The organism is Pseudomonas sp. BMW13 (assembly GCF_013357275.1).
Classification (GTDB): Bacteria; Pseudomonadota; Gammaproteobacteria; order Pseudomonadales; family Pseudomonadaceae; genus Aquipseudomonas; species Aquipseudomonas khazarica.
In genome coordinates this window covers 139582-161363 of record NZ_SUKD01000004.1, presented here as the reverse complement: position 1 = coordinate 161363, position 21782 = coordinate 139582, and the positions used below count along the sequence as shown (strand labels likewise).

The 21782-nt window shown below is 66.1% G+C and carries 22 protein-coding genes; 5 read left to right on the top strand and 17 right to left on the bottom strand.

The window, feature by feature from the left end; genetic code table 11:
- Positions 1-9 precede the first annotated feature (9 nt).
- The gene (locus E4487_RS04450) at positions 10-3084 is read right to left on the bottom strand and encodes an efflux RND transporter permease subunit (RefSeq protein WP_150606070.1); all 3075 of its coding nucleotides are present in this window, start codon (positions 3082-3084) and stop codon (positions 10-12) included.
- Between the two features lie 5 nt (positions 3085-3089).
- Positions 3090-4193 (bottom strand): efflux RND transporter periplasmic adaptor subunit, encoded by a 1104-nt coding sequence (locus tag E4487_RS04445; protein WP_037049332.1) that lies wholly within the window; start codon positions 4191-4193, stop codon positions 3090-3092.
- 224 nt (positions 4194-4417) lie between these two features.
- On the opposite strand from E4487_RS04445, the gene E4487_RS04440 reads away from it, so the two are divergent.
- Complete coding sequence (locus tag E4487_RS04440) at positions 4418-5059, top strand: TetR/AcrR family transcriptional regulator (RefSeq protein ID WP_175252784.1); 642 nt, start codon at positions 4418-4420, stop codon at positions 5057-5059.
- Between the two features lie 13 nt (positions 5060-5072).
- Here the strand turns inward: E4487_RS04440 and E4487_RS04435 are convergent, their stop codons facing one another.
- Positions 5073-5852 (bottom strand): class I SAM-dependent methyltransferase, encoded by a 780-nt coding sequence (locus E4487_RS04435; protein WP_175252783.1) that lies wholly within the window; start codon positions 5850-5852, stop codon positions 5073-5075.
- 106 nt (positions 5853-5958) lie between these two features.
- Here E4487_RS04435 and E4487_RS04430 point away from each other — a divergent pair, with 106 nt between their 5' ends.
- Positions 5959-6726: a hypothetical protein gene (locus E4487_RS04430; RefSeq protein ID WP_257229335.1), complete on the top strand. Its 768-nt coding sequence runs from the start codon at positions 5959-5961 to the stop codon at positions 6724-6726.
- A gap of 39 nt (positions 6727-6765) precedes the next feature.
- Here E4487_RS04430 and E4487_RS04425 read toward each other — a convergent pair whose 3' ends face one another.
- The 7 genes from E4487_RS04425 to ppc form a co-directional block, all read right to left on the bottom strand.
- Positions 6766-7467, bottom strand: a complete 702-nt coding sequence (locus tag E4487_RS04425) for an extensin family protein (RefSeq protein WP_175252782.1) — start codon at positions 7465-7467, stop codon at positions 6766-6768.
- 12 nt (positions 7468-7479) lie between these two features.
- A complete protein-coding gene (locus E4487_RS04420) occupies positions 7480-8349 on the bottom strand; it encodes a DUF72 domain-containing protein (protein ID WP_175252781.1) in 870 nt (289 codons plus the stop codon).
- Between the two features lie 51 nt (positions 8350-8400).
- Positions 8401-8745, bottom strand: a complete 345-nt coding sequence (locus tag E4487_RS04415; RefSeq protein WP_037049343.1) for a hypothetical protein — start codon at positions 8743-8745, stop codon at positions 8401-8403.
- Between the two features lie 113 nt (positions 8746-8858).
- On the bottom strand, positions 8859-9542 hold the full coding sequence (gene tsaB / locus E4487_RS04410; RefSeq protein ID WP_037049346.1) for a tRNA (adenosine(37)-N6)-threonylcarbamoyltransferase complex dimerization subunit type 1 TsaB: 684 nt from the start codon (positions 9540-9542) through the stop codon (positions 8859-8861).
- A 107-nt stretch (positions 9543-9649) separates the two neighbouring features.
- Entirely contained in the window at positions 9650-10423 is a 774-nt protein-coding gene (locus E4487_RS04405; RefSeq protein WP_175252780.1) for a 5'-nucleotidase, lipoprotein e(P4) family, read from the bottom strand.
- Positions 10424-10609: 186 nt separating this feature from the next.
- The gene (gene adk, locus E4487_RS04400) at positions 10610-11257 is read right to left on the bottom strand and encodes an adenylate kinase (RefSeq protein ID WP_047588432.1); all 648 of its coding nucleotides are present in this window, start codon (positions 11255-11257) and stop codon (positions 10610-10612) included.
- 223 nt (positions 11258-11480) lie between these two features.
- The gene (gene ppc / locus E4487_RS04395) at positions 11481-14117 is read right to left on the bottom strand and encodes a phosphoenolpyruvate carboxylase (RefSeq protein ID WP_037049351.1); all 2637 of its coding nucleotides are present in this window, start codon (positions 14115-14117) and stop codon (positions 11481-11483) included.
- A gap of 146 nt (positions 14118-14263) precedes the next feature.
- Between ppc and E4487_RS04390 the strand changes: the two genes are divergently transcribed.
- The 3 genes from E4487_RS04390 to E4487_RS04380 all read left to right on the top strand — a co-directional run bounded on the left by E4487_RS04390 (position 14264) and on the right by E4487_RS04380 (position 16257).
- Positions 14264-14623, top strand: a complete 360-nt coding sequence (locus E4487_RS04390) for a hypothetical protein (protein ID WP_037049353.1) — start codon at positions 14264-14266, stop codon at positions 14621-14623.
- Positions 14624-15010: 387 nt separating this feature from the next.
- Positions 15011-15424, top strand: a complete 414-nt coding sequence (locus tag E4487_RS04385) for a DUF4398 domain-containing protein (protein ID WP_134677073.1) — start codon at positions 15011-15013, stop codon at positions 15422-15424.
- 47 nt (positions 15425-15471) lie between these two features.
- Positions 15472-16257 (top strand): OmpA family protein, encoded by a 786-nt coding sequence (locus tag E4487_RS04380; RefSeq protein WP_134677072.1) that lies wholly within the window; start codon positions 15472-15474, stop codon positions 16255-16257.
- Between the two features lie 82 nt (positions 16258-16339).
- On the opposite strand, the gene E4487_RS04375 is transcribed toward E4487_RS04380, so the two are convergent.
- The 7 genes from E4487_RS04375 to E4487_RS04345 all read right to left on the bottom strand — a co-directional run bounded on the left by E4487_RS04375 (position 16340) and on the right by E4487_RS04345 (position 21668).
- The gene (locus E4487_RS04375; RefSeq protein WP_037049362.1) at positions 16340-16663 is read right to left on the bottom strand and encodes a hypothetical protein; all 324 of its coding nucleotides are present in this window, start codon (positions 16661-16663) and stop codon (positions 16340-16342) included.
- On the bottom strand, positions 16660-17523 hold the full coding sequence (locus tag E4487_RS04370) for an alpha/beta hydrolase (protein WP_156049209.1): 864 nt from the start codon (positions 17521-17523) through the stop codon (positions 16660-16662). The genes E4487_RS04375 and E4487_RS04370 overlap by 4 nt, the downstream gene beginning before the upstream one ends.
- A gap of 19 nt (positions 17524-17542) precedes the next feature.
- Positions 17543-18289 (bottom strand): TIGR00266 family protein, encoded by a 747-nt coding sequence (locus E4487_RS04365; protein ID WP_037049368.1) that lies wholly within the window; start codon positions 18287-18289, stop codon positions 17543-17545.
- 70 nt (positions 18290-18359) lie between these two features.
- Complete coding sequence (locus E4487_RS04360) at positions 18360-19019, bottom strand: Bax inhibitor-1 family protein (RefSeq protein WP_047588423.1); 660 nt, start codon at positions 19017-19019, stop codon at positions 18360-18362.
- 42 nt (positions 19020-19061) lie between these two features.
- Positions 19062-20351, bottom strand: a complete 1290-nt coding sequence (locus tag E4487_RS04355) for a flavohemoglobin expression-modulating QEGLA motif protein (protein WP_150606082.1) — start codon at positions 20349-20351, stop codon at positions 19062-19064.
- Positions 20352-20359: 8 nt separating this feature from the next.
- Complete coding sequence (locus tag E4487_RS04350) at positions 20360-20911, bottom strand: hypothetical protein (protein WP_037049376.1); 552 nt, start codon at positions 20909-20911, stop codon at positions 20360-20362.
- Positions 20912-20954: 43 nt separating this feature from the next.
- The gene (locus E4487_RS04345; RefSeq protein ID WP_037049378.1) at positions 20955-21668 is read right to left on the bottom strand and encodes a TetR/AcrR family transcriptional regulator; all 714 of its coding nucleotides are present in this window, start codon (positions 21666-21668) and stop codon (positions 20955-20957) included.
- Between the last annotated feature and the right edge of the window lie 114 nt (positions 21669-21782).

The window sequence follows — 21782 nt, the reverse complement described above, 5'->3', positions numbered from 1 at the left end:
GCCCTAAGGTCAGCGCGCTTCGCTTTCCTTGACCCGGAACCAGGCCGCGTAGAGTGCCGGCAGGAACAGCAGGGTCAGCGCGGTGGCCACCACCAGCCCGCCCATGATGGCCACGGCCATCGGCCCGAAGAACACGCTGCGCGACAGCGGGATCATCGCCAGCACCGCCGCCAGGGCCGTCAGCACGATGGGGCGGAAGCGCCTCACCGTCGCCTCGATGATGGCGTGCCAGCGATCCAGGCCATGCTCGACGTCCTGCTCGATCTGATCCACCAGAATCACCGAGTTGCGCATGATCATCCCGGCCAGGGCAATGGTGCCGAGCATGGCGACGAAGCCGAACGGCTGCTGGAAGATCAGCAGGAACAGGGTCACCCCGATCAGCCCCAGCGGCGCGGTGAGGAACACCATCGCCGAGCGCGAGAAGCTCTTCAGCTGCAGCATCAGCAGGGTCAGCACCACCACGATGAACAGCGGCACGCCGGCGTTCACCGACTTCTGCCCACGCTGCGAATCCTCCACCGTGCCGCCGACCTCCAGCAGGTAGCCGTCGGGCAGCTCGGCGCGGATCGGCTCCAGGGTCGGCAGAATCTGCTGGGTCAGGGTCGCCGGTTGCTGCTTGCCATAGATGTCGGCGCGCACGGTGACATTGGGCAGGCGGTTGCGGTGCCAGATGATGCCTTCCTCGAAGCCGTACTCCAGGGTGGCGACCTGCGACAGGGCCACGCTGCGGCCACTGTCGGTGGGAACCGCCAGGCTCGGCAGCAGGCTCAGGGCCTTGCGCTCCTGCGGCGTGCCACGCTGGAGAATCTCGATCAGCTCATTGTCCTCGCGGTACTGGCTGACGCTGGTACCCGACAGCGAGCCCTGCAGGAAACGCGACAGCTCGGCGGTGTTGACCCCCAGCGCCCGAGCGCGGTCCTGGTCGATGTTGAGGATCACCACCTTGCTCGGTTCCTCCCAATCCAGGTGCACGTTGACCACATGCGGGTTCTCGCGCACCTTGTCCGCGACCTGACGGGCCAGGGCACGCACCTCGTCGATGTGCTCGCCACTGACGCGGAACTGGATCGGATAGCCGACCGGCGGGCCGTTCTCCAGGCGGCTGACCCGGCTGCGCAGGGTCGGGAACTCGTCGTTCATCACCTGGATCAGCCAAGTGCGCAGGCGTTCGCGCTCCTCGATGCTCGATGCCAGCACCACGAACTGGGCAAAACTGGCGGCCGGCAACTGCTGGTCCAGCGGCAGGTAGAAACGCGGGGAACCGGTGCCGACATAGGCGACGTAGTTGTCGATGCCGGTCTGTTCCTTGAGCAGTTTCTCCAGGCGGTGCACCTCGGCCTCGGTGGCGCTGAGAGACGCCCCCTCCTCCAGCTTGATGTCGACCATCAGCTCCAGGCGACCGGACGCCGGGAAGAACTGCTGCGGCACGAAGCGGAATATCACCACCGAGCCGACGAACAGGGCGATGGTCAGCATGATCACCGTGATGCGGTGACGCACGCACCACTGCACCGTGGCCCGTACGCGACGATAGAACGGCGTCGCGTAGGGATCGTGGCCGGCAGCGCTGCCGCCATGCTTCGCCGCGTGCAGCTTGGCCAGGTCGGGCAGCAGCTTGTCGCCCAGGTAGGGCACGAACATCACGGCGGCGATCCACGAGGCGATCAGCGAGATGGCCACCACCTGGAAGATCGAGCGGGTGTACTCGCCGGTACCGGACTGAGCAGTGGCGATGGGCAGGAAGCCGGCAGCGGTGATCAGGGTGCCGGTCAGCATCGGGAACGCCGTGCTGGTCCAGGCGAAACTGGCCGCCTTGAGCCGGTCGAAGCCCTGCTCCATCTTGATCGCCATCATCTCCACGGCGATGATCGCGTCGTCCACCAGCAGGCCGAGGCCCAGCACCAGCGCCCCCAGGGAAATCTTGTGCAGGCCGATGCCCAGGTAGTACATGGCGGCGAAGGTCATCGCCAGCACCAGCGGAATCACCAGCGCCACCACCAGACCGGTGCGCAGGCCCAGCGAGAAGAAGCTGACCGCCAGCACGATCACCAGCGCCTCCACCAGCACCTTGACGAACTCGCCCACGCCGGTCTTCACCGCCGCCGGCTGGTCCGACACCTTGCTCAGCTCCATGCCCAGCGGCAGGGTCTGCTGCAGGCGGGCGAACTCGGTTTCCAGCGCCTTGCCGAGGACCAGGATGTCGCCGCCGTCCTTCATCGACACGGCGATGCCGATGGCGTCCTCGCCCATGAAACGCATGCGCGGTGCGGGTGGGTCGTTGAAACCGCGCTTGACCTCGGCCACATCGGAGATGCGGAAGGTACGGTCAGCGACGCGAATGGGGAAGTCGCGGATCTCCTGCACCGACTCGAAGCGCCCGGTCACGCGCAGCTGGATGCGCTCGCTGGCGGTTTCGAAGAAACCGGCGGCCGTCACCGCGTTCTGCGCCTCGAGGGCCTGCTGCACGGCGGACAGCGGCAGGCCCAGCGTCGCCAGCTTGGTGTTGGACAGCTCGATCCAGATCTTCTCGTCCTGCAGGCCGACCAGCTCGACCTTGCCGACATCCTTGACCCGCTGCAGTTGCAGCTGGATGCGGTCGGCATAGTCCTTGAGCACGGCGTAGTCGAACCCGCTGCCGGTCAGGGCGTAGATATTGCCGAAGGTGGTGCCGAACTCATCGTTGAAGAACGGCCCCTGGATGCCTGGTGGCAGCGTGTGGCGGATATCGCTGACCTTCTTGCGCACCTGGTACCAGAGGTCCGGAATCTCCGCGCTGTGCATGGAGTCACGCGCCATGAAGGTGACCTGGGACTCCCCCGGGCGGGAGAAGCTGGTGATGCGCTCGTACTCGCCGGTCTCCATCAGCTTCTTTTCGATGCGTTCGGTGACCTGACGGGAAACCTCTTCCGCCGTGGCACCCGGCCAGATGGTGCGGATCACCATGGCCTTGAAGGTGAACGGCGGGTCCTCGCTCTGCCCCAGCTTGGTGTAGGAAATCGCCCCGACGATGGCGAACAGCAACATGATGTAGAGGACGATCTGACGATGACGCAGCGCCCAGGCCGACAGGTTGAAGCTCATGCGGCTTACTCCTTGGCGGCCAGTTCGACGTTGCGATTGTCACGGTCCACCGGGCGCACCCTGAGCCCCTCGCGCAGGACCTGAACACCGGCGGCCACGATCCAATCGGAAGCGTTCAGCCCCTCCAGCACCGGCACACGCTCGTCGCCGTAGGCGCCGATCCGTACCGGGCGACGCTGCAGCTTGTGTTCCTTGGGATCGACGACCCAGACGAAGGGCTGGTCCTGCTCGGCACTGAGCGCCGACAGCGGCACCGACAGCGGCACCACGCCATTGCTGGCGATGAACACCCGCGCACTCTGGCCCAGCTCGGCCGGCACCTTGCCCTCGACGAAGGCGACGCGCGCGGCGAAGGTCCGCGACTGCGGATCGGCGGCCGGCGCCATCTCACGGATACGCCCCGGGAAACGCTGATCGGGCTGCGACCACAGCTCCACTTCCACCGCCTGGCCGATCGCGAAACGGCCGAAGCTCTGTTCCGGCAGGCTGATCGACACCTCGCGTTCACCGTCGGCAGCCAGGGTGAAGACCGTCTGGCCGGCTGCGACCACCTGCCCGACCTCGACCGAGCGACGCGCGATCACGCCGTCCTGCGAGGCGCGCAGCACGGCGTAATCGGTCTGGTTGCGGGCCACGTCATATTCGGCCTTGACCTGATTCAGCCGCGCGGCACCGGCGCGGTACTGGTTCTCGACGTTGTCGAACTGCGAACGGCTGACCAGGTTGCGCTCGAGCAACGCCTTGTAGCGCTCGCGCTCGGCACGCACGGTCTGCAGGTTGGCCTCGGCCGCCGCCACCTGGGCGCGCGTGGCCTCCAGCTGCAGGCGGACGTCCTGCGGGTCGAGCTCGGCCAGGGGCTGGTCCTTCTTCACCCGGTCGCCGACGTCGACCATGCGCTTGGCCACCTTGCCGGCGATGCGGAAGGCCAGTTCCGGTTCGTAGCGCGCCCGCACCTCGCCCGGGTAGCTGTCGACCAGGGCCGTCGCTGGCTGCGGCTGAACGACCATGGCAGGACGAATGGGCTGTTCGACCTGCTGACCATTGCCACAGGCAGACAACAGCAAGACCAGACCCAGAGACGAAACGAGAGGAACGACGTGGCGGGACATGTGCAAGACCTTTCGGAGAAGGTTTGAGGGCTGCCCCCTGGAGTGGCCAGCAGCGCCAGTGCGACGCGGTGGCAGACTGGAGGCGCGTTCAGCGCCGCGGCTTCATCTGCCCTCGCCCCGCCCTGATCGCCTCGTCGACGCGCCAGGAAGAGTCCTTTGGAATATTTGTACTGCCGGGTATAGTAAAAATAGCAAACTCGCCAGTCCAGTATTAAAATCAGCCAATGCCTGACAAGTTGTTACAACCTTCCGGTCCCGGTCGACCCAAGGACCCCGCCAAACGCCGCGCCATTCTCGACGCGGCGAAGAACCTGTTCCTGCGCAACGGCTACGATGGCAGCAGCATGGACGCGATCGCCGCCGAGGCCGGCGTGTCCAAGCTCACGGTGTACAGCCACTTCACCGACAAGGAGACGCTGTTCTCCGCCGCGATCAAGGCCAAGTGCGAGGAGCAGTTGCCCGAGCTGCTGTTCGAACTCCCGGATGACGTGCCGCTGGAAAGCCAGTTGCTGGGCATCGCCCGTGGCTTCCTGGCCCTGATCAACAGCAGCGAGTCCGTGGAGATGCACCGCATGATGGTCAGCCTGGCCAGCCAGGGCTCGAAGCTGTCGCGGATGTTTTACGAGGCCGGACCGCAGCGGGTCCAGGAGGAGATGGAGCTGCTGCTGCGCAAGGCCGCCGAGCGCGGCCTGCTGCAGCTGGACGACCCGCACCGGGCCGCCGACCACTTCTTCAGCCTGCTCAAGGGCGGCGCGCACTTCCGTCTGCTGATCGGCTGTGGCGACCCGCTGCAGGGGGCAGCGGCAGAGCACCACGTGCAGGACTCGGTTCAGCTGTTCCTGCGCGCCTATCGCGCCGACCGCTAGACAGGCCCGGGGCTCAGGCTTCCAGCTTCTTCTTCGGATAGATGTCGTAGCGGCTGGACTTGCCCTCGAGCACGTAGCCGGGCTTGCTGCCCTCGATCGCCGGCGCCTTGCGCGGTCGCTTGACCACCACCCGGTGACTGGCCAGCGCCAGCGCTGCCTGCAGCAACGCCGGTGCGTCCAGGTCGTCGCCGACGAAGGGGCGGAACAGCCGCATCTCCTTCTTCACCAGCGCGCTCTTGTCGCGATGCGGGAACATCGGATCGAGGTAGATCACCTGCGGGGCCTCGCCCTGCCAGTGCTGCATCAGCTCGATGGCATTACCGTTGAGCAGGCGCATCCGCGCGGCGATAGGGGCGACATCCAGATTCAGCGCGGCGCGCTGCAGACCGTCTTCCAGCAACGCGGCGACCAGCGGCTGACGCTCGATCAGCGTCATCTCGCAGCCCAGGCTGGCCAGCACGAAAGCGTCGCGCCCCAGGCCAGCGGTTGCATCGAGGATTCGCGGGCGAATTCCCGACTGCACGCCCACCGCCTTGGCGATCATCTGCCCGCTGCCACCCCCGAACTGGCGCCGATGCGCTGCTGCCCCCTCGACGAAGTCCACCCGCACCGGCCCGGGCGCCTTGTCGCCCAGCTCGACCAGTTGCAGCCCGTCATCGCCGAGCTGCAAGGCGAACTCGGTGTCCCCCTGCTGCGTCAGGCCAAGACGCGCGGCCCACCGGGCGGCCGCTTCGGCGTACTGGGGATGCAAGGCTTGCATGTGGATACTGGCGTTGTGCCGCTCGTCGGTCATTGGTTCTGTCTGCTCAGAAATCACTCAAGTCATCGACCCGCAGGCCGATAGCGAAGAAGCGGCATTCTGCCAGACCCGGCCGCCGACAGCCGCATCGAGTGTGATCATGTTCGACGCTCTATCCGCTCCACGCCCGCTCAGCAGTCCGGCGAGCCCACGCCCGCACGACGATGACCTGGACAAGGCGGCGCGCGAATCCCTCGATTACCAGATTCTGCGCCGTACCCTGGGCATCGAGAACAAACAGAAGCCCGGCGAGATCGCCCGCGAGCTGAACGACACCGGCGAGCCGCCGGCGGTATCCGCCAGCGCCGCCTCCGTCAGCCAGGCGGTGGTCGACCAGCGCTCGCTGGAACTCGACGTCACGCTCGAGCAGACGCCTCAGCAGGTCGACCCCCTGGTGCTGGACCTGGCCGGCAACGGCTTCTCCACCAGTGGCCTGCTCGGCCCGACACGCTTCGACCTGGATGCCGATGGCCGCACGGACTCGGTCAGCATGCCCAGCGGCGACGATGCGCTGCTGGCGCTGGATCGCAACGGCAATGGCCGCATCGACGACGGCCGCGAACTGTTCGGCGACCAGCATGGCGCCGCCAACGGCTTCGCCGAGCTGGCGCGCTTCGACGATAACGGTGATGGCCGCATCGACGCGGCCGATGCCGTGTTCGACCAGTTGCGCCTGCTGCGCTTCGACGCCCAGGGCCGCCAGCACCTGCAGACACTCGACGAAGCGGGCGTCAGCGCCATCGACCTGCAGGCGCGCGACGTCAGCATCGCCCTGGGTGCCTACGACCAGATCGCCCAGCTGGGACGGTTCGAGTTCAGCGACGGACGCAACGGGCAGGCGGCCGACCTGCTGCTGGCCAAGCGCTAGCTGTGTAAACCCTGCCCTGCAACAGCCAGACGCGACGCCCTAGCGGCACATCCGCCACATGCCCATGTCCAGGTGGAAGTGGTCACGGTGCGCCGCGTTGTAGTCCGGCCCCAGGGTGATGTTGAAGCGCTCGCAGGCGGCGTCCTGTACCAGGCGCAGGAAACGCGCGTTGTCGCCCTCCCCCGACCAGTCGTGCAGCACGCTGATGCGCCGGCCATCGCGAAGACGAAAACCGACCAGGTCCAGGGCATTGGCATAGGAATGCTGGCTCGGCCGCTGGCTGCCGGCGATGCTGCGACAGGCGAAGCTGCCGACATGCTCGACACGGCTTACCGGCTGGCCGAACACGCGTTGCGCCGCTGGCTGCAGACCATGGCGCTCGAACAGCGCGAAGCTCACCGCCAGCGGACAGGTGGCCATGAAGCTGCTGCTCAGGCCGACGCGGCCGCCCTGGACGCGTACGGCATTGCGTAGCGGACAACCGGGTTGCGGCGTGCTGTCAGGCAGGCGGGCGAAACGCAAGTCGGCGGTCGCCAGGGCCAGATCGCACAGCGCGCGATCCTCGCTCAGACGCCAGACCTTGAAACCGGTCAGCAGGTTCGGCGCGTCCCGCACATCCAGCGGTGCCCAGGGGTTGAAACGCGGCGCGACATCCAGCCAGCCGCGCCACAGGGCAAGCAGCAGCGCCGCGCCCAGCAGCACGGACACGAGCAACAGCCAGCCGACCTTGCGTATCAGCATCGACATTCTCCGTCAGAGCAGGCCGAGCTGTTCCAGCTCCGGCTCCACCTGCAACACCGGCAGTTCGGGCAACCCGGGCAGGCGCTGCATCAACTGCTGGTGGAAACGCCGGGCCAGTTCGGGGGCCAGGCGGTTGTCCGACGTATGCGCGAACACGTAGGGGCGCAGCCCCTGTTCGATCCAGCCGGCGACCTTGTCCAGCCAGGGAAGCATGAAAGGATCATTGGCCAGCAGCTCGGGGTGGCCGATGAAACGCAGTTGCGGGCTCTGGCTGAAGGCCGTGGGTCGAGTGGGCAGGCGCGGCTTCTTGGCCTGGGCGTGCAACACCGCAGGCGCCTGCGACTCACAGCTGAACAGCGCACGCGAATCCAGGCAGACGCGCTCGATGCCACGCTCGTGCAGCAGGCGATTGAGCAGCCGTTCGGCATCGCCCTTGGCGAAGAACTCCGGGTGACGCACCTCGATCGCCAGCGGCAGGTCACCCCAGTGCTCGATGAACGAGGCCAGCTCCGCCAGTCGCGAAGGAGCGAAGCTGGCCGGCAACTGCAACCAGTAGGGCTGCACCCGTGCGCCGAGCGGCGCCAGCAACTGGCGAAACTGCACCACCTCATCCAGCTGCTGGCAGAGGTCGTCGCTGTGGCTGATCTCACGCGGCAGCTTGGCACAGAAGCGGAAATGCTCCGGCATCTGCTGCGCCCAGCGCGCCACCGTCTGCTCACTGGGCCGGGCATAGAAGGTGGTATTGCCCTCCACCGCATTGAACACCTGGACATAGCGCGCGAGAAACTCGGCCGGCCGCGTGTCGTCAGGGTAGAGCGTGGCGCGCCAGGCCGCTTCGCTCCAGGACGGGCAACCGAGGTAGTAAGGAAGCGCAGCAGTCATCGGTCGATGCAAGCCACCTGGCAGAGGCGCGGAAAACGCGGTGAAACGGAGTTACGCGTAGAGGTCGAGACCGAGTACTTCCTGCGCATCGGACTCGCTCGCGTAGGCGGCGGTGGTGCTGTAGCTGGCCAGCGCCTGAGCGGCACGACCACTCAGCGCAGGTTGTTGATAGCCCAGGTCCTGGGAGCGCGCGGGCAGGCTGTCGCCGTTACTGCTGCTGGCCTGGACCCGGCGAATCTGTGGGGTCTGCTCCAGCCCCTGGCTGCTGGCCGGAGCGGCCGGCTGCTCGCGCTGAGCCTCGACTTCCCGCTGCGCCTCGCGATAGGGCGTGACCGCAGTCCCCGAACGGGGGCCGCGATCTGGCGAGTAGGAAGGTAGGTAACCGTCGATCCGCATCTAGGACTGCTCGGTAGGCTCGGCTGAACAAGGCATTGTGTTGGCAATGTAGCGGCGTGTATCGACCTTGGCAAATACCATCCGCCCGTCGACGCCGCGCATCCGACCGGCTGTCACGCCGGCGGCGCCTTGGGTGTGGCGACCTGGTCACGCAGGTACACCGGCTGCGCCTGGTCGGCAGGCAGCGCCTCGCCACGACTCCAGGCAAAGCGGGCCAGCGCGAGCAGATCCTCGGCATGCGGCAGCAGGCTGCCATCCATGCCACTCGGTTGCAGCGCGATGCGCGCGGCGAAGGTGCCCCAGCCAGTGCCGGCGCCAAACCACTCGCCAGCGCTGCCACGCGGCGCCTCGGCCTGCTCCGGCGGCAGCACGGCTTCCTGGCCAAGCAGGCGCATCTCGCCCTCCTGCGCCTGGTAGCAGCCCCAGTACACCTCGTCCATCCGCGCATCGATGGCCGCCGCGACCTGTGTCACCCCACGCTCACGCAGGGCGCGCTGAGCCAGTACGGCCAGGTTGGACACCGGCACCACCGGGCGCTCGAGCGCGAAGGCCAGCCCCTGCACCACGCCGATGGCGATACGCACGCCGGTGAAGGCGCCGGGGCCACGACCGAAGGCAATGGCATCCAGTGCCGCGGCGCTGATGCCGGCGTCTCCCAGCAGTTGCTGGATCATCGGCAGCAGGCGCTGGGCATGCAGGCGCGGAGCGACTTCGTAGTGGCTGAGCACGCGACCGTCGTGCAGCAGCGCGACGGAGCAGGCTTCGGTGGCGGTATCCAGGGCCAGGAGAGTGGTCATTGGGTTCGGACGGCTGAAGAAAAAAGAGCCGGCATTAGACCGGCTCGAGGATTTTTTTTCCAGTTTCATGACGGTGCCCGGCCTGCGCCGGGCGACCGACGGGAGCCTTACCAGGGCTCGATGACTGTCTCGGCGTCCCAGCCCTGGAGCGGCGCCTTGGACCAGGTGCCGTAACCGGCGTTGGGGAAGACGATCCACTCGGAGCCCCACTTGCCCGCCTCTTCGGCGACGGTCTTGCGTTGCGCATCGAGCGGGGTCTTGCGGAAACGGGCATCGAAGTCATGCAGGGTATCGCCGAGCAGCAGCACGATCTGGTGATCGGCGCTGACGATGGCGCGGCGCTCGACCTTGGGCGGGCCCAGCAGCAGCACGCTGTCCGCCGAGACCTGCGGCAACCCCAGTTTGCTCAGGGTGGCCAGGGTGTACTTCTTCTGCTCGTCGGAGCGGTCGGACACGTAGCGAATGGTCACCCCGAGCTTGTCGGCGTGTTCGAGGAATTTCTTCGCGCCGGGGATCAGCGCCGGTGTGCCGTCACGCTCCCAGGGCAGCCAGGTGTCCCAGGCGTCGTATTGATGACAGTTGGCCAGGTCCCGCGCCAGCAGCGCGCTGTTGTCGATCACCGTTTCATCGAGGTCGGTGACGATGGCCAGCTTGGCGGGGTCTTTTGCCGCAGCCACGGCCTTGTCGAGTTTCTCCGTGGCGATGTTGTAGGCCTGCAACTGCAGCGCCTGGATTTCCGCCGACTGCTGCTGGAAGCGCAGGCCCATGCGGAACTCGGCAACGGAACAGTCGGTCTTGCTCGGTGCTGCGGAATCGGCGAATGCCAGCGGAGCGGCCAGCAGCGATGCGGCAAGGCCCAGCCAGATACGTTTATCGGTCATTGAATACCCTCTTCCTTATTGGTTCACCTGTCGACACGCCCCAGGCGCGCGCCCGAGGCTGCACGGTCGATACTAGTCGGCCCTGTAGTGCGGGCCATGCTTGAGAGCGACCCGAACATACCATGTTGCAGAAACGACCAAGGCCCCTTTCGGGGCCTTGGCAGGAGGACGACTGGCGGGGTGGACTCAGTCCAGCGCGGCCAGGGTCTTCGCGGTGATCTGCTCGACGCTGCCGACCCCCGGAATGTGGGTGTACTTCGGCGTGCCGGTCTCGGCAGAGAGGTTCTGGTAGAAGTCCACCAGCGGCTTGGTCTGCGAATGGTAGACGGACAGGCGATGACGCACGGTCTCTTCCTTGTCGTCTTCGCGCTGCACCAGCTCCTCACCGGTGAGGTCGTCCTTGCCGGCCTCTTTCGGCGGGTTGTATTCGGTGTGGTAGACGCGGCCGGAAGCCGGGTGTACGCGACGACCGGACAGACGCTTGACGATTTCCTCGTCGTCCACGGCGATTTCCACCACGTGGTCCAGCGCCACGCCGGCATCACGCAGGGCTTCGGCCTGCGGAATGGTGCGCGGGAAGCCGTCGAACAGGAAGCCGTTGGCGCAATCGGCCTGAGCGATGCGCTCCTTGACCAGGTTGATGATCAGGTCATCGGAGACCAGACCGCCGGCGTCCATCACGCTCTTGGCCTTCAGGCCGAGCTCGGTGCCGGCCTTGACCGCAGCACGCAGCATGTCGCCAGTGGAGATTTGCGGAATACCGAACTTCTCGGTGATGTAGCGAGCCTGGGTACCTTTGCCGGCACCGGGCGCCCCCAGCAGAATCACGCGCATCGATGTGCTCCTCAAGATTTATCTAGTAATCGGTCGGACTCGCCTCGTGGGGCCAATCTCTTGAATGGTGTGCGGCAGCTGTAGCGGCCAAAAGGCTGCTCAAGATACACAGCACTCCCCAGGCGCACAAGCCGCCTAAAGTCGGATAAAAACCCTCCGCCCGATGCAGTGCCAACAGCCGGCAGGGGCGGCGCGATACGCGCCTCATGCCCCTGCGACGGCCTCAGCCGGTGTTGCGCAGACCCGCCGCGATACCCGCCACGCTAACCAGCAACGCCTGCTCGAGAGGGCTCTCCGGCGCCTGCTCGCGGAGCCGGCAGCGGGCCAGCAACTCGGCCTGCAACAGGTGCAGCGGATCGAGATAGGTATTGCGCACGCTGATCGACTCCAGCGTCTCGGGACTGTGCGCGAGCAGGCGAGACTGGCCGGTCAGTTCCAGCACGGCGGAGCAGGCCTGCGACAATAGGTCGCGTAATTGCCCACCCAGCGGCTGCAAGGCCGGCTCGACCAGCCGCTCGTCGTACAGTGCCGCGATGCTGGCGTCGGCCTTGCTCAGGACCATCTCCAGCATGTCGATGCGCGTGCGGAAGAACGGCCAGTGCTCGCGCATGTGCTTGAGCAGCTCGCCATCGCCCCCCGCCAGGGCCTGCCCCAGCGCCTGCTCCCAGCCCAGCCAGGCCGGCAGCATCAGGCGCGTCTGGGTCCAGGCGAAGATCCACGGAATCGCCCGCAGGCTCTCCACGCCGCCTGCGCGCCGCTTGGCCGGCCGGCTGCCCAGCGGCAACCGGCCCAGCTCCTGCTCCGGCGTGGCCTGGCGGAAGTACTCGACGAACTGCGGGTGCTCGCGCACCACGCCACGGTAAGCCTGCACACCGGCACTGGCGAGACGGTCCATCATCGCCCGCCAGCTGGGCTCGGGCGCCGGTGGTGGCAGCAGCGTGGCTTCCAGCACTGCCGCCAGGTAGAGGTTGAGGTTCTGCTCGGCGATGTCCGGCAGGCCGAACTTGAAGCGAATCATCTCGCCCTGTTCGGTGGTGCGGAAGCGCCCGGCCACCGAGCCCGGCGGTTGCGACAGGATCGCCGCATGCGCAGGGCCACCGCCACGGCCCACGGTGCCACCGCGACCATGGAACAGCAGCAACTCGACCTGATGCGCCTGGCACAGGCGCACCAGTTCTTCCTGGGCGCGGTACTGCGCCCAGGCCGCCGCGGTAGTACCGGCATCCTTGGCCGAGTCGGAATAGCCGATCATCACCTCCTGCGGCCCGTGCAGGCGCGCCCGGTAGCCAGGCAGGCCCAGCAGGCGGTCGATCGCCGGGCCGGCGTGGTCGAGGTCGGCCAGGGTTTCGAAAAGTGGCACCACACGCATCGGCCGGCGCAACCCGGCCTCCTTGAGCAGCAACTGCACGGCGAGGACATCGGACGCCGCACCGGCCATGGAGATCACGTAGGAGCCCAGCGATGCCGCCGGTGCGGCCGCCACCTCACGGCAGGTGGCGAGCACCTCGGCGGTGTCCGCCGCCGGGCGATAGTCGACGGGCAGCAACGGCCGGCGGTTTTCCAGCTCGCGCTGGAGGAACGCCAGGCGCGCCTCCTCGTCCCATTCGGCGTACTTGCCCAGCCCCAGGTAGTCGGTGATCTCCGATAGCGCCGCAGCGTGGCGCGCGGCATCCTGGCGCACGTCCAGGCGCACCAGGAACAGGCCGAAGGTCGCCGCCCGGCGCAGGCAATCGAGCAACGGCCCGTCGGCGATCACGCCCATGCCGCAGGCATGCAGCGACTGGTAGCACAGCTGCAGCGGCGCCAGCAGATCATGATTGTCGCGCAGCACTGCGTTGCTCGGCGCGATGTCGGCGTCGAGCGCCTGCTGCGCCCAGCGGCGTGTCTCGCGCAGGCGCTCGCGCAACTGCTTGAGCAACGCACGATACGGCTCGGCGCTGTCGCCGACCTGAGCACGCAGCTCGGCGCTGGCCTGCTGCATGGACAACTCGGCGGCCAGCTGGTCGATATCGCGCAGGTAAAGGTCAGCGGCCATCCAGCGCGCCAGCAGCAGCACCTCGCGCGTCACCCGCGCGGTGACATTGGGGTTGCCGTCGCGGTCACCGCCCATCCAGGACGCGAAGCGAACCGGCGCGGCCTCCAGCGGCAGGCGCAGGCCGGTAGCGGCGCGCAGGCTGTTGTCGGCGCGCCGCAGAAACTGCGGTACCGCCTGCCACAGCGAATGCTCGATCACGGCGAAGCCCCACTTGGCTTCATCCACCGGGCTGGGGCGGCTGCGGCGAATCTCCTCGGTATGCCAGGCCTCGGCGATCAGCCGCTGCAGGCGCTCGACGATAGCCTGGCGCTCCGCCGGCAGCAGGTCGCTGTGATCCAGCGCCGTCAGCTGCGCGGCGATGGCGTCATACTTCTGGATCAGGGTGCGCCGCGCCACCTCGGTGGGGTGGGCGGTGAGCACCAGTTCGATGTCCAGGCGGCCGAGCTGGCGCGCCAGCTCCTCCGCGCCCTGCCCGCTGGCGAGCAGGCGTTCGAGCAGCTCGTCGAGCACGCGCAACTCGAAGGGTTCGGGCTCGTCGGCGCGACGCCGGCGCACGCGGTGCTGCTGCTCGGCGATATTGGCCAGGTTGAGGAACTGGTTGAAGGCGCGCGCCACCGGCAGCAGCTCATCGTCGCCGAGCTGACCGAGGGTGCTGGCCAGCTGTTCGGTGTCGGTGGCGGTCCCGCGACGACCGGCCTTGGCGCCCTTGCGAATGCGTTCGATCTTGTCGAGGAACTCGTCGCCCAGCTGGGTGCTGATGGTCTTGCCCAGCAGCTCGCCAAGCAGGTGCACTTCCTCACGCAGACGCGCATCGATTTCTGCCATGTCGCACTCCTTCTCCTGACCGATGTCAACAGAGTGCCCAGCGCGCCAACTTCTTACAAGGGTGCGACGCGCAGCAGGGCGCGCGACAGCGCTGGGTCTAGGCTTGTACACAGGGGTCGCCTGCCCCGTTCGCGAGGAGTGACAGCATGAGAATCCGAGAGCTGGCAGAACATTGGGAACAGAATGCCCAGGGCCGCCTGACGACGACCCGCTACCAGATTCACCTGGATGTCGAAGCGGCCGCCCGCCTGGCCGCGCTCACCGAGATGTACCCCAAGCACCACAGCGAAGAACTGCTTGGCGAGCTGATCGGCGCGGCCCTGGAGGAACTGGAAGCCAGCCTGCCCTACGTGCGCGGCAGCAAGGTCGTGGCCCTGGACGAACAGGGCGATCCGCTCTACGAGGACGTCGGCCCGACACCGCGCTTCCTGGCGCTGTCGCGCAAGTACCTGCGTGAGATCACGGAGATGGACGAGCAGAACCCGCAGGCCCGCCACGGCACCTGAGCGTTCGATATATCGCTCACTTCGCCGGTCATCTCGCATCCCTCGAGGCGTTTTTCTATTACGCCGCCTCAACTGACACCGCGCAAAAAAAATCCACGGTTCCACGTCAAGCCAGCACAGCCTTCCTCAGAAACCCAGTAGAAACGGCCTCCGCGCAGTACTGACGGGGATTGCAGCGCACCGCCCCGGCGCCCGAAACCGCTGCTGAAAGCTGGCCAAATGACGCCCCCGCATCAGGCGAATCGTGAGCAAACTGTCATTTTTTCTGAACCATTCAAAAAACACGCGGGTCCCAATTTCAGGTCATCGAGGCACGCCAGCCTCCCGCGGGACGGCTCCTCGATGCGCCACTTGTCACGGATATCGTCATTCATAGGAGTGTTTCAAATGGAGTTAGCCGCCATGAAGACCCATACCGAGAAGCGTCCAAACACCAGCCTGCGCGGAATCAAACTGGCTGCCCTGGTCCTGGGCAGCAGCCTCGTGCTCGCTGGTTGCGCCGGCAACCCGCCCAGTGAGCAGTACGCCGTCACGGAGTCCGCCGTGAACTCGGCGATCAGCGCCGGCGGTACCGAGTTCGCCCCGGTGGAGATGAAAGCCGCGCAGGACAAGCTCAAGCAAGCCGAATTCGCCATGCACGAGGAAGAGTACGAGAAAGCCCGTCGCCTGGCCGAGCAGGCCGAATGGGACGCTCGCCTCGCCGAGCGCAAGGCCCAGGCCGCCAAGGCTGAACGTGCCGTGCAGGATGCCCGCCAGGGTGTTCAGGAACTACGCGAGGAAGGCATGCGCAACGCTCAGTGAGCGCCCGCACCTCGCCCATTCGCTGACAGATATAAGGATGAATCGCCATGCGTAAACACGTGATGATCCCCGCCCTCCTGGCCATGAGCGTCGGCCTCGCCGCCTGCTCGCACCAGCCCAACGCCAACCTCGAGTCGGCCCGCAGCAATTTCTCCTCGCTGCAGAGCGACCCGCAGGCCAACAAGGTCGCGGCGCTGGAAACCAAGGAAGCCCAGGAATGGCTGAACAAGGCCGACAAGGCCTACATGGAGAAGGAAGACGAGAAGAAGGTCGACCAGCTGGCCTACCTGACCAATCAGCGCGTCGAGGTGGCCAAGCAGACCATCGTCCTGCGCAGCGCCGAAGCCGAACTGAAGAACGCATCGGCACGCCGCGCCCAGGCGTTGCTGGACGCTCGCGACGCGCAGATTCGCAAGCTGCAGGACAGCCTCGATGCCAAGCAGACCGAACGCGGCACCCTGGTGACCTTCGGTGACGTCCTGTTCGACTTCAACAAGGCCGAGCTGAAGAGCAGTGCCCTGCCCAACGTCACCGAGCTGGCACGCTTCCTTCAGAAGAACCCGGAACGCCAGGTGATCGTCGAGGGCTATACCGACAGCGTCGGCTCCGCCAGCTACAACCAGGGCCTGTCGGAACGACGCGCCGAGTCGGTCCGTCGCGCGCTGATCCGCGCCGGTGTCGCACCGTCGCGCATCGTCGCCCAGGGCTACGGCAAGGAGTACCCCGTCGCGGACAACGGCAGCGACTCCGGCCGTGCGCAGAACCGCCGTGTGGAGGTGACCATCTCCAACGACAACCAGCCGGTCGCGCCCCGCTCCTCCAGCGACGCCTGATCGCCGAGCGCCATGAAGAAACCCGCCTGTTGGCGGGTTTCTTGTTTTCCGGGGTTCGCTTGTCGCAGGGCTCTGCCAGCCCTTACTGCTGCAGCGCGGGCGTTTCCTCGCCCATGCAGCGTACGGCCTGCTTCTTGTTGTCCACCAGCACGCCAGTCAGGCCCTTCTGCTCCAGATCGAACAGCACCAGCACCCCGTCGATGCACTGCGCGACCTGGTTGGCCGGCTTCAGCGACACCTTGTAGTCCTCGCCGGGGATGGTCTTGAGCATGGTGAAGTCGGACAGCAACAGGGCATCTTCGGGTTTGGCGAAATGCACGTAGCCGTAGTACCAGAGCACGGCGACGGTGCCGACGATGCTGCCGATGGCGGTGATGATCAGCGGGATGGGGTTGCGTTCGGTCATTGCGGACTCTCTGTTGCGGATTCGGTAGCCGTTTCCAGGCGTTCGAGCGTGGCCAGAGGCGTCTCGAAGAACGCCAGCAACGACGCGCGCCAGGCCGGTTCGGCAAAGGTTTGCACGTGCGCGCCGCGGGTCGCCTGGAAAGCACGTGGCGGGCGCGCAGCTTGATACAAACGCCGGCCATTGGAAAGCGGCACGATCGTGTCGTCAACACTGTGGTAGATCAGCAGCGGCAAACCCTCGAGCTTGTCGATGCCATGAATGGCGCTGTCGGCATCCGGCACCAGCCACGACAGCGGCACCTGCAGTGGCCAGGTCAGCCAGGACGTGCTCAGCGCATGGCGCGCGACATCACGATAGCTCGCCGGCACGCCATCGAGGGCCATGGCCCGCACGGCTGCCCGGCGCTCGGGGTGCTCAGTCAGATAGTGCACGGCCAACGCCCCGCCGAGGCTCTGCCCCAGCACGAACAGGGGCTGACCCCGGACTTCTGGCGCCTGCTCGAGCCAGGCGAACGCCGCGTCGATATCCTGGTACACCGCAGGCAGGCTGGGCTTGCCTGCGGAAAGCCCGTAGCCACGGTAATCCAGCATCAGTACCTGATAGCCCTGCTCCGGCAGCCAGTGCACGCCGCCCAGGTGCCAGGCCAGGTTGCCGCCGTTGCCATGCAGATGCAGCACCGTGCCCTTGACTGGCGTACCTGCCTTGGCCGGCAACCACCAGGCGTGCAGGCGGGTGCCATCGGCGGCCTGCAGTTCGATGTCGCGATACGCCAGGCCGGCGCGCTCGGGCGTGATCGGCAATCCCGGCTCGGGATAGAACAGCAACCCGCTGCAACCGGCCAGCCACAGGCTGACCAGCAGCAGGGCCCAGCGCCCGAGTCTACTTGCCACCCGCGCGAACCTCCTCACGGGCTTGCACGGTCGCCGTGTAGACGCGCTCGGCCAGACGCGAGAACGGCAGGCTCTGGATCCACACGCTGCCCGTGCCCTTGAGGGTGGTCAGGAGGATGCCCTCGCCACCGAACAGCATGCTCTTGAGGCCGCCGGCCAGACCGATGTCGTAGTCGATACCGTCGCTGAAGGCCACCAGGCAGCCGGTGTCGAGACGCAGGGTTTCGTTGTTCAGCTCCTTGCGGATCACCGTGCCACCCGCATGCACGAAGGCCAGGCCGTCGCCTTCGAGTTTCTGCAGGATGAAGCCCTCGCCGCCGAAGAAGCCCGCGCCGATACGCTTGGCAAAGCTGATGCCTACGCGGGTGCCATGGGCGGCGCAGAGAAAGGCGTCCTTCTGGCAGATCAACGTGCCGCCGATCCGCGCCAGCTCGATCGGCACCACGGTACCGGGGTAAGGGGCGGCGAAGGCGACCCGTGCCTGCCCCTTGCCGGCATTGCTGAAGTGGGTCATGAACAGCGACTCGCCGGTGAGCATGCGCTTGCCGGCGCTCCACAGCTTGCCCAGCAGGCCGCTGGACGAGCCGTCGCCCATGCGGGTGTCGAAGCGCACGCCCTCGGTCATGTAGTTCATCGCCCCCGCCTCGGCGATCACCGTTTCCCCCGGATCGAGGATGATCTCCACCGACTGTGCGGAACTGCCGAGGATTTCGTAGTCGAGTTGATGGCTGGGCATTACTGGACCTCTGGATCGTTCATATCAAGGCGGGTGACGGACGCAGGACAACCGCCAGGCACGGCACCCTTCATTTGCGTCCCAGGATTCGCAGAATGCGCAGGAACAGGTTGATGATGTCCATGTACAGCGCGGCTGCACTGTCTATCGCGTTGTCCAGCGTCTTGGGAATCTGATTGGCGCGGCCCCAGTCGTAGCCGATGTAGCCGCAGAAGATCAGCACCACGATCCAGTCGAGGATGCCATGACGGATACCGAACACCAGGACCTCCACCAGTTCCACGACGATCACCAGCAGCAGCGCGATCGTCAGCGCTGAGGCAATGCGCTGGAAGAATGCGGGAAACAAGGTACCCAGGGCCATCATGCCCACGGTGACCAGGGCCGTCAGACGGATCGCCTGCTGAACGAGGTTCGCGTCGTAACGGCTGACGACCAGGTTGATGATCAGGCCGAACGGCACCACGACCAGGTTGTAGCCGACGAAACTCACCAGGGGATTGCTGGAGCTGGAGAACAGGTAGACGCCCAGCATGCAGGACGCGAAATATCCGCCGAAGAAGACCCAGATATTGATGCTGCGTATCCACTCGACGCTGATCGCGTCCACCATCCACCAGTTGACCGCGAAGCCCCAGAGCAGGGTCAAGCCGATAACCAGGTTGTAGACCGCAGGACTGATGGTGCGATCCGTGAGCTGCACTTGCCGCTCGAAAACCGAATGTTCCATGTTGTACTCCCTGTACAGAGAAATGCGGCGCCCGTCCGGCGCCTAGAGGATGTTGGCGTAGTCCGCTTCGATGCGGTCCATGCTCAGGTGGTTGAGGAAGTTGGAGAAGCACATCCAGGCCGACAGTGCATTCATGTCCTGGAACTGCTGCGGCAGGTACTTGGGCGGCAGCACCAGTCCCTCGTCGACCAGCTTGCGCAGGGTGCGCATGTCTTCCAGGGTGGTCTTGCCGCAGAACAACAGCGGGATCTGCTCCAGCTTGCCCTTGCGCACCGCCAACTGGATGTAGTTGTAGATGAGGATGAAGCCCTTCAGGTAGGACAGGTCCTTGGTGAACGGCAGGCCGCTCGGCAGGGAGCCACGAAACACCCGGCTGGCGTTGCTGTAGCTGCCTTCCAGGCCGTAGCCCTGCTCGCGGAAGAATTCGAAGACCTGGAGGAAATCCGCGCCCTCCTCGGCCATGTGGATGGCGCGGGTGCGGTTGGTCAGCTTGCGCAGGCGGGTCGGGTAGGAGGCGAAGGCGATCACCTCCATGAGAATCGCCAGGCCTTCCTGCGTCACCGTCGACGAGGGCGGCCCCTTGGCCAGGAAGGTGCAGATCGGCTGGTTCAGGCCGTTGAGGGTGGTACCTACGTGCACCAGCCCTTCGTGCACCTCCAGCGCCTTGACGTCACGCTCGTTGAAGCGCGCATCGCTGCGGATCTTGATGTAGTCGGCGCCGGCGGCGGCGTCGGCGAGAATCCCGTCGGACTCCAGCACCCGCACGGTGTCGTCACCGAACACCTCGGCCAGGCGCTGCTGCAGCATGTTCACCGCATCCCCGGCGCCCAGCGTCTTGGCTTCGTCTTCCAGGTCGCCACGGGCGTCGATGTTGTTGAGGTAGTCGGAGAGCATCAGGCCGAGGTCGGCCAGCGTCGGATCGCCGGCGTGGAAGGCATCGGAGGCCGAACCGTAGAGCTCCTGGCTGATCAGGCCGAAGTCCTCGGTGCCACGCGCCTCGAGCATGCGGATGACCATGCGGTACTCGCGACACATGCGCCGCATGATCTGCCCCACCGGGCTGAACTGACCCAGCTGGCGGGTGATGTCACGCTCGATGTTCTGGAACTCCAGGCGCTTGGCGGCGGCATCGAAGCCCAGCGGACGGCCCAGGTAATAGCCGCGATCGATGGCCGGCGGCTGCTTGCCCTTGGCCTTGAGGAAACCGTCGCGGATGCCGTCGTCCCACTTCACCGCGTCGAGCACGCGGATCGGTGTCTGCGCCTCGACGATGCGGTCGCTCAGGGCGCGGATACCGAGTTGATAGTCGTCCAGTTTCTGCTGGCTGTTCATTGCACTCCCTACTCGGCAACCCGCTGATAGCGCGCGATCTCGACGAACAGATCGGCATTGGCCGGATCGTCGAGGTAAGCGAACACCCGGTCCAGCGGGCTGGTGATCAAGGCACCATCGGCTTCGGGCATGGAGACCATCTGGCCTTCCAGCAGGCCCTTGTCCATGTCCTGAAGAATACGGTCGGTGTCGAGGTTATACACCACCAGCTCGTTGTCCCTGGTCAGCTCGAAGCCGGCGATGGCGAAGTTGGCGCCCAGGCTCTTCGGCAAACCGGCCGAAAGGTACCAGCGGCGGCCGTGGTGGGCGACGGTGAAGCCGAACTCCTCGAGGCTGTCGAGGTTGTCCGGGCTGCCTTCGTAGATGCGCGCCTCGTACAGGTTGGAGCCGGCCCGGGTGATCTCCAGGAACAGCTGATCGCCCCACTCGTCCTCGCGGCTCCATTCGCCCAGCAGCGGCATGGGTGCCGCCTCGTTGGCCGGAATCGGGTCCTTGAAGGTGACCAGGCAGCCACTCAACAGCAGGAAGGACAGGGCGACCAGTGCGCGCCAGGCTTTCATTTCGCTCTCCTTGTGAAAAACCCTCGACCGCGAGATCGAGGACTTACAACCCCAGAACCAGGTTCATGTAGCGCTTAAGGATGGCCAGCATTCCTTGGCTGTCCAGATGCTCGACACCGTCCAGCAAGCCCTGATACTCCATCCGCATGATGGTGGCCGTCAACAGCACGGCATCCTGCTCCGGCTGGCGCGAACCGAGCACCTCGAAGAAGTGGGTGACGCCCTGCTGGAGAATCTGCCGATGCGCCCGCACCAGGTCGCTCAGACGCGGGTTGAGCAAGGCTTCCTGCTGGAACGCCTGCTCGGCGATCAGGTGGTCACGCCGATCACGCAGCTGGCGCTGGACGTACTGCACCGCCAGCTCGGCGATCTCGTCGGCCAGTTGCCGGCGCGCCCGCTCGCTGCCGTCGAGACGCCCGACCAGCTCCTGCAGCACGCCCTGGGTACCGGCCCAGAATGCCGCCATCTGCGCGGCGCTGCGCTCGACGAACTGGGCGAAGGTATCGGTGATCAGGTCATCGATGTCCTTGAAGTAGTAGGTCGTCGCGGACAGCGGCACCTGAGCCTCGGCCGCCACCGCGCGATGACGCACCGAGCGCACGCCGTCACGCACGATGATGCGCATGGCCGCGTCGAGAATCGCCTGGCGCCGCTGCTCGCTGCCCTGGCGGCTGGCCTTGCGCCCTTGATACTGGACACTCTCGACGACGGCGCTGGCCGCCTGACTGGCATTCGGGGACGCAGGCACAGGACTCACGGCGGGAAGACCTCTACGTTCTGATTATAAGGGGCAGAGTACTGGGTTCGCCGATCAACCAAAAGGCCGGATGCGCCTGCCTGTCGCACCGTCAACGAACCGCGGGCAGAAAAC

Coding starts and splice junctions, on each gene's coding strand:
- E4487_RS04450 (WP_150606070.1), bottom strand. CDS start 3,084: ATGAGCTTCAACCTGTCGGCCTGGGCGCTGCGTCATCGTCAGATCGTC.
- E4487_RS04445 (WP_037049332.1), bottom strand. CDS start 4,193: ATGTCCCGCCACGTCGTTCCTCTCGTTTCGTCTCTGGGTCTGGTCTTG.
- E4487_RS04440 (WP_175252784.1), top strand. CDS start 4,418: ATGCCTGACAAGTTGTTACAACCTTCCGGTCCCGGTCGACCCAAGGAC.
- E4487_RS04435 (WP_175252783.1), bottom strand. CDS start 5,852: ATGACCGACGAGCGGCACAACGCCAGTATCCACATGCAAGCCTTGCAT.
- E4487_RS04430 (WP_257229335.1), top strand. CDS start 5,959: ATGTTCGACGCTCTATCCGCTCCACGCCCGCTCAGCAGTCCGGCGAGC.
- E4487_RS04425 (WP_175252782.1), bottom strand. CDS start 7,467: ATGCTGATACGCAAGGTCGGCTGGCTGTTGCTCGTGTCCGTGCTGCTG.
- E4487_RS04420 (WP_175252781.1), bottom strand. CDS start 8,349: ATGACTGCTGCGCTTCCTTACTACCTCGGTTGCCCGTCCTGGAGCGAA.
- E4487_RS04415 (WP_037049343.1), bottom strand. CDS start 8,745: ATGCGGATCGACGGTTACCTACCTTCCTACTCGCCAGATCGCGGCCCC.
- tsaB (WP_037049346.1), bottom strand. CDS start 9,542: ATGACCACTCTCCTGGCCCTGGATACCGCCACCGAAGCCTGCTCCGTC.
- E4487_RS04405 (WP_175252780.1), bottom strand. CDS start 10,423: ATGACCGATAAACGTATCTGGCTGGGCCTTGCCGCATCGCTGCTGGCC.
- adk (WP_047588432.1), bottom strand. CDS start 11,257: ATGCGCGTGATTCTGCTGGGGGCGCCCGGTGCCGGCAAAGGTACCCAG.
- ppc (WP_037049351.1), bottom strand. CDS start 14,117: ATGGCAGAAATCGATGCGCGTCTGCGTGAGGAAGTGCACCTGCTTGGC.
- E4487_RS04390 (WP_037049353.1), top strand. CDS start 14,264: ATGAGAATCCGAGAGCTGGCAGAACATTGGGAACAGAATGCCCAGGGC.
- E4487_RS04385 (WP_134677073.1), top strand. CDS start 15,011: ATGGAGTTAGCCGCCATGAAGACCCATACCGAGAAGCGTCCAAACACC.
- E4487_RS04380 (WP_134677072.1), top strand. CDS start 15,472: ATGCGTAAACACGTGATGATCCCCGCCCTCCTGGCCATGAGCGTCGGC.
- E4487_RS04375 (WP_037049362.1), bottom strand. CDS start 16,663: ATGACCGAACGCAACCCCATCCCGCTGATCATCACCGCCATCGGCAGC.
- E4487_RS04365 (WP_037049368.1), bottom strand. CDS start 18,289: ATGCCCAGCCATCAACTCGACTACGAAATCCTCGGCAGTTCCGCACAG.
- E4487_RS04360 (WP_047588423.1), bottom strand. CDS start 19,019: ATGGAACATTCGGTTTTCGAGCGGCAAGTGCAGCTCACGGATCGCACC.
- E4487_RS04355 (WP_150606082.1), bottom strand. CDS start 20,351: ATGAACAGCCAGCAGAAACTGGACGACTATCAACTCGGTATCCGCGCC.
- E4487_RS04350 (WP_037049376.1), bottom strand. CDS start 20,911: ATGAAAGCCTGGCGCGCACTGGTCGCCCTGTCCTTCCTGCTGTTGAGT.